This window comes from bacterium (genome assembly GCA_030247525.1).
In the GTDB taxonomy this organism is placed as follows: Bacteria; Electryoneota; JAOADG01; order JAOADG01; family JAOADG01; genus JAOTSC01.
Genome location: JAOTSC010000116.1, coordinates 1 through 10712, shown reverse-complemented (window position 1 = coordinate 10712; position 10712 = coordinate 1). Strand labels below are relative to the sequence as shown.

The following is a 10712-nucleotide window of genomic DNA, read 5'->3' as shown; positions in this document are numbered from 1 at the left end:
CCCTACTTCACTTTTCACCTAACACCCACCACCCATCACCCACCACCCATCACCTAAAACGGAGGAAATCATGCTCAAGAAATGGTTGTCGCGAAAATTGCTCGCGACGCTCGCCGCTATTCTCACCTCGGTACTCGTCAATCAGATTGGATTACCACCGGAGACGGCACAACAAATTGTCGATGCGATTATGGTCATTGTATCGAGTTATCTACTCGGACAATCGGCAGTCGATGTTGCAACGACGATCAAGCAACCGCTCGAACTACGTGATCAATAATCGTTACCAACAAAAAAGGCGAGATTCGTTTCCGAGTCTCGCCTTTTTTTGCATCAGTAGGGGCTTGATTTATCAAGCCCGACGGGTTCGATCAATCGAACCCCTACAATGGTGGTTAGAGGTCTTCTGACCTGTAAAAAAGAAAAGGGCGAACACAAGATTCGCCCTTACTCACGGGCGGCTGCCGGCCGCCCTACGAACTGGCTTGGAAGCCCGTATCCACCACAAAAAACAAAGGGCGGACACGATGGTCCGCCCCTACCCAAAAATGTCCAAGAATTTAATTTCCAACGCCGACTTTCACATTACGGAACCGGGTGGGTGCCGCGCCATGCGACATCTCCGCCGTTTGGCCCGGTTGACCTTTCCCGCAATTATGAACGCCCCACAACACCCAGTGGTTGTTGTTGCAAATCGCATCGCAACTACCCCAGAACTCCGGCGTAATCCCTTGGTAATTGGCGTTCTTGAGGATTTGACCCTTCTTGCCACCCTTGATTTCCCAAGCCGCTTCCACCCCGAATTGGAAATTCAACCGCCATTGATCAATCGACCAGCAGCGATTCGTTTCCATCATCAGACCGCCTTCCGTATCAGCGAGCAGATTATCCAATTCCCATTCTCCCGGCATCAGCGAGAGGTTGGTAATACGGACAATCGGAATATGACTCCAGCCCATTGCACGGTTATTGCCACTCGAACGATTGGCGCCAATGGTGTGGGCTAATTCGCGGTTAAACTGGTAGCCGACAAATTTACCATTCTTCACCAAGTGCCAGCGTTGCGCCCTGACGCCATCGTCATCCCAACCGAGGGTCGCCAAGCCGCCCGGTACGGTTGTATCGCAGACCAGATTCACTATTGGAGAGCCATAGGTGAAGTTGTTCAGTTTCTCGGTCGTCGCGAACGACATCCCGGCGTAATTCGCTTCCATCCCGAGCACCCGGTCGAGTTCGGTGGCGTGTCCGACCGATTCGTGAATTTGCAATCCTAACTGCGACCCATCGATAATGATGTCGCGGACGCCGGAGGGACAGGTCGGAGCGGTTAATAACGCAATCGCTTCTTCCCGTACCCGGTCGGCATTTTCCAGTAACTTCATCGAGCGGATTAATTCGTAACCGAGCGACATATACTGTCCCCGGAACGAATTGGGATAACTTCGTACTTGTACTTCATTATTCCCCACCGCGGTCGCTGCATAACCGGCGCCACTGCGGATGAGTTGCTGGTCGATGAAGCTCCCTTCACTGGTAGCCATCCATTGATGCTCATCTTTGAAGGAAAGTGTTCCTTCGGCAGATTTAATGCGGGGATCGCTCCGCAGCACCTTATCGATGGAGAATAGTAATTCGAGTTTATCTTCCAACGATACCGAAAACGGATCTTCCGCAATCGGCGTCTGCCAACGCTCGTCAACGGTCGGTTCCGAGACGAGTTGGACGTCCCCTTTCTTTAACCGTGCCGACGCTTTGGCGATTCGCACCGCTTCCGCCGCAACCTTATCGATTTCCGTTGCCGTGACATTGGGACTGCAAGCAAATCCCCACGCGCCGTCGGCTAATACCCGCACGCCAAAACCGATGTCTTCGCCGATATCCAAATCGCCGACATTACCGTTTTTCGTCGAGATCGTTTCTTCTTTCGTGAAAATAATCCGGCAGTCGGCATAACTCGCGCCTTGACTTTTGGCGGTGTCTACCGCACGTTCTGCTAAATCGCGCATCTTAGAAATTCTCCTTCCGCCTTAGTTTTCGGTTTTGCTCGTGAAATGAAAATCGTTCACCTTCATTGCCGGTACGATGGTGCCGCCGCCACCCCAGAAGGAACTGGTTTTATACAACTGCTTCGACAACGCTTCGACATTGTTCAGGACGTGTAGAACCGATTCGGTGAACCGGAAATTCTTGAGTCCCTTCACAACTTTACCATCCTCGATCAGGAAGAGACCGTCACGGGTCATGCCGGTTAATGTCAATGTCATCGGATTCAGGATATTGACATAGTGCAGTTTGGTGACGAGGAGACCGCGTTTCGTCGAGGCAATCATCTCTTCGGTCGAAGAATTCCCCGGTTGCAAAATCAAATTCACCGGCACCGGACCCCAGCTATCGGGTTGCGGCAATCCGTGTCCGGTTGTTTCAATGCCCATCCGCTTGGCAGTACGACGATCATGGACGGGAGATTTAAAAACACCGTTTTCGATCAGCGTTACTTTTTTGCGCGGCATTCCTTCAAAATCGAACGGCTGACCGCCCGCCATCGGATGATAGGCATCGTCGACAACGGTGATATTTTCGCCGACCACTTTCTGGCCGATTTTACCGGAGAAGCAGGAACGCTCCTCGACATAGGCGAGTCCGTTGAAGGCATCCCATGCCATAAACAGGAGCAGTTCGGCAACTGCCGCCGGCTCGAAGATAACGGTATAAGCACCCGGCTCGAGACCAATCGGGTTTTTTCCGATGAGCGCTTTTTGCGCAGCGGTCTCGGCACATTCGGCGATATTCACTTTGGCGATATCGTCGTCGTGATCCTGCGCCCAGCCGGAAGAGTCTTCACTCATCGCCGAAATTGAAAACGAGGCGTGGGAAGAATGGCTGTAAGCATAGAGACCGTTTGTATTTGCCAGCACAAACGCGCCGCCGTTATTCGAGTAGATCCCGGCGCCGTTCAAATTGTCTTTCTTGAACCGGTCGATAGCGTGGATAACCCCTTCGGCACGTTGTTCCGGGGTCGCTTCCGCCGATGCTTTGACAAAGCGGTCGGGGACGCTGGGATACGTTTGCGGCATCACCAACGGTAACGCTTCCGGGTCGGGCGAAGTGAAGGCGAGCGCGGCACGGGCAGTATCAACGCACTTCTTGATGCCCGCAGCGGAGAGATTGCCAGTAGTCGCTTTGCCGATATGACCATCTTGCAATAGCCGCAACGTGAGACCGACAGTTTTCGAGGCGACGTTTTGCGTGATGATGCTATCACTAAAGCGAGTCAACGCGCTATCGCCGGTGGAGACATTGACCTCGGCCGGAATGCCATTACATTCGGCGAGGGTTTGCTCCGCAATTTGCTTGAGTTCCGATTCGGTTAACATGGATCACCCATTCCTATGAAAATAGTAATGTAAGGAATCTCGATTCGGTAAGGAAAACGAGGGGAATTCCGAAGTCCGCAGTGGATTATTGGGATTCGTCAGGTTAGTGTAGGTCATAACCAAAAACGTTGCATGTGGGTAGGGGCGGACTCCCATGTCCGCCCGAATTGGTAGTGATAGGTCTCCAGACCTGTAATAACGAATGGGCGCAAACAAGGTGCGCCCGTACCCATCTAACGGGCGTATCGCGAATGCCCTTCGTAAGTGCTATATTTTCTTAGTGACACAATGCAAATCTGTATCGAATTCGGAATGGTCGTAGTATATTTAAGCAAAGGAGGGGATTATGAAAGACGGATTGAAAATCGAACCGGAAATTGTTTACCACAAAGGGAAGCCATCCAAAGTCATTCTCGAAATCGATGTGTATGAAGAGATGTTAGAACGGTTAGAAGATCAAGTCGATTTGGAAGAGCTTCGGAAACGGAAAGCGGAACCTCAAACAGTGAGAAGTTTCGACGAGTATCTAAATAGTAGATTAGGACATGTATAATCTCCTCCTCACTAAAGCAGCGGAGCGAGATCTTAATCGTCTTCCCGCCCCGATAGTCAGGAGATTAATCCCGGAAATTCGATCGTTAACGGAGAACCCGAAACCGCATGGTAGCCGGAAAATTATCGGGAGTAAAAATAGTTGGCGGATTCGTATTGGCGATTATCGGGTGATTTATGAGATCGATGAAATTAATCAATCGATTTTAATTCAAATAGTTAATCACCGAAAAGACGCATACCGTTAGTTTCCTCAAACCTACCGATTAAACGCCTGCTAACAACAGCTGCTCGGCGAGGTTGCCTGTTCCTACCCATTGCGTGCGTGCGCAGCTCGCTCCTATGGAATATTGATTCCACCCTCAAACGTAGTACAATTTGTTTTTCAACGGGAAGTATCCACACAAATTCTATACAATGTACGAATCCTCATTGACTTGCGGTAGGGATTGTGCTATACTCCCCCTCTTATTCAAAGGGGGTAACTGTGGGAATGATCCTAAGCAGCCGGGAAGATGCGGCGTTGATCGTTGCAATGACTGGCAAGTGGATGGGTACACCGGAAGAGGCGAACCAAATCGAAGCGATCCGCTCCGAAATCATCGCCGGTACGATGAAAATCGTCATCCTCGATTTAAAGAAAATGGAGTGGGCAAATTCCTATGGGATCGGCGTCATGGCGGGGATGTTGAGTACTGCGCAACAATCGCAGGTGAAACTTGCGTTGGCAAATGTTTCCGCCGACATCAAGAAAGTGCTCGACATCAGCTTTCTATCGAAGATTCTTCCCATCTATCCGACCATCGATAAAGCGATAAAAGCGCTAGCGTAAGCGAACCGGAACAACGTCCTGCCATGTTCGATTATGAACCACTCACCCGCTCGATCCAGACTGTGCTCGATGCGAACAACTCGCAGGAAATGATTGGAAGAATACTTATCTCAGCACAAAAACTAATCGGAGCGGAAGCCGCTTCGATTTTTTTATTGAACGAGCTTGAGCAAATTCTCACCCTTGCCGCCGCGACCAATCTCACCACCGAGCAGATGAAGCAAGTAAAAGTACCGGTCGGAAAAGGGATTGCCGGGTGGGTCGCGCAACACCACAAGAGTGTAAACATCACCGATGCATCGTGTGATGAACGATTTTTCGCCGGGATCGATAAGAAAACCGGTTTTTCAACCCGCGGTTATCTCTGTGTGCCGATGGTTGCTTACGATAAAGTGATTGGTACGCTGCAACTGCTCAATCAAACAACCGGCGGCACTTTTTCCAGCGAGGCGCAACAAATGCTGCAATGCTTTGCGGCACTGGCAGCGCTGGCGATTTTCAAGAGCCGGATGTATGAAGCGCAGTTGGAAAAAGAGCGGTTGGAAGTCGAATTAAATACCGCCCAGACTTTTCAAAGCCGGTTAGTGCCGAGTTCGATTGTTCCATTAAACGGGTATGAAATTCAGAGTTACTACCGGGTGGCACGTACCTTGGGCGGCGATTACTACGATGCGTTTCCTTCTCGCCATGGTTATATCGTCACGATTGCCGATGTCAGCGGAAAGGGACCCGGCGCGGCGCTGTGGATGTCGGCGTTGGCGAATCTCATGCGTTTTACCGCCCAGCGCGAACAATCCCCCTTGGATACGCTTAGCGAAATCGACCACCACTTTTCGAGTGTTTTTCCGTTTGGCGTTTTCATCACGCTATTTCTCGGAATCATCCAAGACGGCGAACTCGTGTATCGGAATGCCGGGCATTTACCGATCTTGCTCTCGACGAAAGCCGGCGGGTGTAAACAACTTCCGGCGACCGGATTACCGATTGGATTGAATCCCGATTTCCCCAGCACGACTGAGCGGTGTGTGTTTCCTCATGGTGCGCGATTACTCTTGTATACCGATGGTGTTACTGAAGCGACGAACCGAAACGGGAAAATGTTTGAACAAGAGCGGTTGGAAAAGATTGCAGTGAAGTATGCCGACCAATCGAATGAAGCATTTTTCTTTGCCTTGGAAAAACGGCTAGACGCCTTTACCCGCGGCACCGAGCAGAGCGACGATATCACCGTATTGGTGATTTCACGGAACGAAGAATAAACCGAATTACGAGCGTAACAAGAGCAATTTCTCGGCGAGGATGAGCGCATCGACACCCCACAATGCTGGTGGTCGCGGGTGGTGGATATGGGTAAGTCCGTTTTGCGAGTGGCAGCTAAGAATCGCCCGCCGCCATTGCAACGGAACCGCGTCCCTGCCATGCAATGCCCCTAACAGCGAGCCAGCAATCGCAGCATTCGTATCGGTATCGCCGCCGCTACGAACGGTATCAATTACCCCCACTGCAAAATTCGGCGCATGGAGTAACTGGTAAAATGCATTGTGCAATGCCAGCACTACCCACCCCTGTTTCGTTATGAAATCGGAAGGCGGTTCCCGTTGTGCAATCAGCAGCGCTTCAGTAATCGCGGCAGGTGCGAATTGCTCACTCCACGTGAGAGCAGCTTGGTACGTTTTGTATCGATGCCCGGTACGAATTGCTGTCGCCACTGCGATTACATACACCGCATTCGCCGCTTGGCAGACATCGGATGCATGGGTGAGCAGCGCATCGGCTATCGCCGCTTCAGCAATCGGTCGCGGATTCTTCTCGTGGGCAAAGTAGATACCCAACGGACTCACCCGCATCAATGCGCCATTCGCTTCACTTGCAACATTGTTCCGCGCCGCTTCGTGGGCAGCGGACAGCGTATCGACTGCAACGGCATCCGCGGCAGCCAGTGCTTTCCCAACGGTTGTTCCGATGTCGAAGGGCTTACTGCGATACCACCAACGATAGGAAACCAACGCCGCTTGATCGTTGTACTCCCCCCTCGCAATGATACTGCGGGCAAGCAACAAAGCAAGTTCGGAATCGTCGGTTGGCTGCCCGGCAAGCGTATTCCAGACGCCACCCGATTCAATCCGGTCGGGACCGCCCTCGGGATACTTCCCAGCGATTTGTTCAGGCGTATGGAACTCGACGAGGGAACCTAATGCATCGCCTGCTAATTGTCCCAGCAAACACCCCTGCGCCCGGGCAAGGATTATAGCGTCACCGCGATAATGCACACCCGGCGACCAGCGCGCGGGATATTGTGGCGTTTCTTTCCCAGTGACATCGAACTGCGCCCGGAAGATTTCTTCCCAGTGCAGATTGGCATACTCCCGGATAATGGAGGGGAGACCACCGAGCAGCCAGCGGTCTCGCCCGATGAGTTCTCCCGTAGGACCATAGACGAGCTCTTCGTGGCTGTCGCTGCGAATCGTTCCGCCGACACCGCGTAAAATGGCATGTCCACCGGCAACGTCCCACGCCTTCGGATTCTGGATCGAGATGCCGATATCAGCTTCCCCGGCGGCAGTTAACGCAAGTCGATACGCAATACTGGGGGAGGAACGGAAACGTCCCGGTTGTATTAGTTGTAAGTTGATAGTCGGCTTCTTGTCGGCGCCAAGCGACGCGAGCAGTATTTGTTCGTTGCGGGGAATGTTAGAGGAAAGCGGCGGGAGCGCAATGCCATTGCGTAAAACAGACACCCCCTCATGCCAGGTAAATAGATCGCCGTCGTCATCGGGAGCAACCGGCGCATACACAACACCCAATACAGCTTTACCTTGATGTACTAGTCCAATTGAAACCGATGAGCCGCGTGCCCCCTTCAAAAATTCGACCGTTCCATCATTGGGATCGACGACCCAATACGGCTTTCCGGGCGGAAAAAGTTCACTCTCCGTTTCTTCTCCGAGAAACCCCCACTCGGGATATGCGGTCAACAGCCGCTCGCGAATGGTCTCTTCCATCGGCAAATCGATTTCGGCGTGATCCTTGTAACCGCGCGGCCCATCCGCCCGGTGAAACTCCACCCGCAACATCGCGCCTGCTTCGATAGCAGCGTCGGTGGCACATCGCAGCGCTTGATGTAGTTCCTCGGTTGTCAACGGATGCGACATGGTTTGCTCACGATTCTATTATACCTCATTGTTATCGATTCCCCTTGGCATCTTGTAGTCGGTTGCGGGAATGGGAGGAAAATACGCGATAGATTGGTAAACCAAAAATCGGGGTCGATTCCGGGAAAGCGAGTCGAAGATTTGTCTTTTCAGGTTTCAATCGACTACCTTACAAGTTGTTACTACCGCAAGGTTCCGATGCCACAAGTTCACTTTGATTCCCGAGTTGTTCCGTTACTTTGTTTATTGGTCGCACTCATTGCAACCATGTTACTTCCAACTGGTTCCGCCTATGCACAAGGTGCGACTGTACCACTCAGTTCACCCGCCTACCTATTGCTGGAGCGCGCGGAAAACTTGGGACTGCTGGAAGTACCACTGCCAACCCACCGCCCCTTAACCCGCGTGGAGGTCGCACGCTATCTGGCGTTGCTCGATAAAATCTATGGGGAACTCACGATTGCCGATGCAGAACGATTACTCGACTTGGAACGGGAATTTGCTTTTGAGTTAAAGAAACAGCCACCCGCCTATTTGGAATCCCGTTCGGCAAAATTGCGAAAAGGAATCTTTACCTGGTTCCCCGAAAAACTGTATTGGAAAGGGGAAAGCGCTTTTTCGTCCGAGAACCCGGGCTTGGCGATAAAAGCAAATCCGCGAATCCGTTACGATTGGGGATTTAGTCATGATAACGAGTGGGATCGGTTACACCGGTACGGTTTAGGGTGGTCGGTGCAAATGACATGGCAAGAGAAACTCGGCGTTAGTTTCCGCTATCTCGACCACATGGACAAAGTCCCAACCGACGGCATTCATACCTATCGTGATTGGAAGGAACACGGCACCAGTGATCATCTGACGGCAGGCGAACAACCGAGTTTCATCACCAGAAATCTGAACGAGAAAACCTATCGTCACGAGAGTGATGAGTATATCGTTTCGACGACCTCGATGTCCTATTCCTTTGGACGTCTCAATGTGTTGCTTGGCAGGGAACCGGTTGGTTGGGGACCGGGAATTCGGCATAAGCTTACTTTAGGAAGTCAAGTCTCTCCGGTCGATCAATTGCGGTTGGATTTTGCGATTACCGATCATCTGCGATTTGTTTACATCCATGGTTGGCTTCGCAGCGAACCTGCCCTGAAGGATACGATTCCCGATCCCGGCGACTCTCAGCTCCGTCTGTTGGATCGTCCCAAGTATGTTGCCGCACACCGGTTGGAGTGGACACCGCGCCATTGGCTAACCGTGGGTCTTGCCGAAGCGGTCATCTATGGCGATCGTGCCCCGGAATTGCCGTATCTGATCCCAGTGAATTTATTTTATGCGACGGAACATAATCGTGGCGACAACGACAACAAGAGTGTCGCCATCGATTTGACAGTACGCCCGTACAAACACATTTCAGCGTATGGCGGCGTATGGATCGACGATTTGACGGTTGGGAAGCTGGGCACCGATTATTTACAAAATAAATTTGGGTATCTTGGTGGTACTGTAATCGACGATCCGTTCGGCATCGAGAATTTGCGTTGGCTGGCAGAATATGCCCGGATGGATCCCTATGCCGGTTCCCATTTCTATGGCATCAACCGTTACAACCACTGGGGTACTCCTCTGGGACTCGATCTACCGCCGAACGCCGACCAACTGGCAATTCGTACGGAATGGCAGCCGGGCATGCGCTGGCACCTTTCCGCCGAATCGGCGATGTTCCGCCATGTGGAAACAGCTACTCTAAACGGCGTGGAGCTTGCGCCCGGCGATATCGGCTCGATGTATCCGAAAAGCGTAGCAAAATTGAGTATTCCGTGGGGGGAAGGACAAGGCGAGCACGCGAACTCCGTGGAAGTAGCGTTGCGCTACGAGCTCATCGAGCATTGCTGGCTTGGACTTTCCTGGCGGCAGGTGCAATCGGGTGCCTTCAACACCCAACCGGAACAACGGAATGCATACCGGGCAGACGCACTGCAACGGCGCCCCGGTTTGTTCGATGTTGCAAAGAAGAATTACTCCGAGACCGCTACTCTTTGGTCGCTCTCGTTTCAGTTTAACCCGGATCGGTAAACGTATGTTTCGTTGGTTTGTTAACCTGAACAAGAAGATTTGCTATAAAATCGATATGCATTTAGCCTATCGAACACCACTTATCATCGAGCAGTATATTAACCGCATATCCGAGCATCTAAACCAGAAACCGGATGCGTTGGTTGTCGATGTTGGAGCAGGAATAGAGTGTCCGTTCGCAAAACTTCGCGATCCACAACTGCGAATAAGAATTGTCGGTGTGGATATTCTTCCTGCGGCATTGGAACAGAATCACGATATCGACGATAAAGTTGTTGCCGACGTGAACAATGAGTTTCCATTCGCGGACAATTCGGTTGATTTGATCACATCCCGAATGGTACTCGAACATCTGCAGAATAACGCGAGGTTTTTCCAACGGGCGTTTGCATCGCTAAAACCCGGGGGATATTTTATTCACGTCTGTCCGGCGAAGTACGCCTTGTTCTCCATGATCAACCAAATGCTGCCAAAGAAATTCGGTCGGAAGCTCTTGTTTTTTATTTTTCCGGAACGGGTAAATTCTGGATTTCCTGCTTATTATGATCAATGTAGCTATTATAGAATGAGTAAGCTTCTTAAAAAACAAGGATTTGTTATTGATGGGTTTGATTTTAGTTATTACCAATCATCCTATTTTAGTTTTTTTGTGCCGTTTTATTTGATAAGCGTACTCTATGAGTTATTTTCTTACAAGTTGGGATTACGGAATTTATCATCCTTTTTGCTCTTTGT

Annotated in this window: 10 protein-coding genes; 7 read left to right on the top strand and 3 right to left on the bottom strand. The window is 51.2% G+C overall.

Annotated features, from left to right (window positions below):
- Positions 1–70 precede the first annotated feature (70 nt).
- The gene (locus OEM52_10720) at positions 71–280 is read left to right on the top strand and encodes a hypothetical protein (GenBank protein MDK9700606.1); all 210 of its coding nucleotides are present in this window, start codon (positions 71–73) and stop codon (positions 278–280) included.
- 280 nt (positions 281–560) lie between these two features.
- Here the strand turns inward: OEM52_10720 and OEM52_10715 are convergent, their stop codons facing one another.
- Both OEM52_10715 and OEM52_10710 read right to left on the bottom strand, forming a co-directional pair.
- Positions 561–2006, bottom strand: coding sequence for a TldD/PmbA family protein (locus OEM52_10715; protein ID MDK9700605.1), 1446 nt, complete (start codon positions 2004–2006; stop codon positions 561–563).
- 21 nt (positions 2007–2027) lie between these two features.
- Positions 2028–3374, bottom strand: a complete 1347-nt coding sequence (locus tag OEM52_10710; GenBank protein ID MDK9700604.1) for a TldD/PmbA family protein — start codon at positions 3372–3374, stop codon at positions 2028–2030.
- A gap of 346 nt (positions 3375–3720) precedes the next feature.
- Between OEM52_10710 and OEM52_10705 the strand changes: the two genes are divergently transcribed.
- The 4 genes from OEM52_10705 (at position 3721) to OEM52_10690 (ending at position 6017) form a co-directional block, all read left to right on the top strand.
- Entirely contained in the window at positions 3721–3927 is a 207-nt protein-coding gene (locus OEM52_10705) for a type II toxin-antitoxin system Phd/YefM family antitoxin (protein MDK9700603.1), read from the top strand.
- Positions 3920–4174, top strand: a complete 255-nt coding sequence (locus OEM52_10700; GenBank protein MDK9700602.1) for a type II toxin-antitoxin system RelE/ParE family toxin — start codon at positions 3920–3922, stop codon at positions 4172–4174. Before OEM52_10705 ends, OEM52_10700 begins: the two co-directional genes overlap by 8 nt.
- A 245-nt stretch (positions 4175–4419) precedes the next feature.
- Positions 4420–4758, top strand: a complete 339-nt coding sequence (locus tag OEM52_10695) for an STAS domain-containing protein (GenBank protein MDK9700601.1) — start codon at positions 4420–4422, stop codon at positions 4756–4758.
- Positions 4759–4781: 23 nt separating this feature from the next.
- Positions 4782–6017 carry a SpoIIE family protein phosphatase gene (locus OEM52_10690; protein ID MDK9700600.1) on the top strand — a complete coding sequence of 412 codons (1236 nt, stop codon included), beginning with the start codon at positions 4782–4784 and terminating at the stop codon, positions 6015–6017.
- 6 nt (positions 6018–6023) lie between these two features.
- Here OEM52_10690 and OEM52_10685 read toward each other — a convergent pair whose 3' ends face one another.
- Positions 6024–7910, bottom strand: coding sequence for an ADP-ribosylglycohydrolase family protein (locus tag OEM52_10685; GenBank protein ID MDK9700599.1), 1887 nt, complete (start codon positions 7908–7910; stop codon positions 6024–6026).
- 198 nt (positions 7911–8108) lie between these two features.
- Between OEM52_10685 and OEM52_10680 the strand changes: the two genes are divergently transcribed.
- Together OEM52_10680 and OEM52_10675 are read left to right on the top strand one after the other, a co-directional pair.
- A complete protein-coding gene (locus OEM52_10680) occupies positions 8109–9977 on the top strand; it encodes a hypothetical protein (GenBank protein ID MDK9700598.1) in 1869 nt (622 codons plus the stop codon).
- Between the two features lie 4 nt (positions 9978–9981).
- Positions 9982–10712, top strand: a 731-nt coding sequence (locus OEM52_10675) for a methyltransferase domain-containing protein (GenBank protein ID MDK9700597.1), incomplete at its 3' end; no start/stop codon positions are given.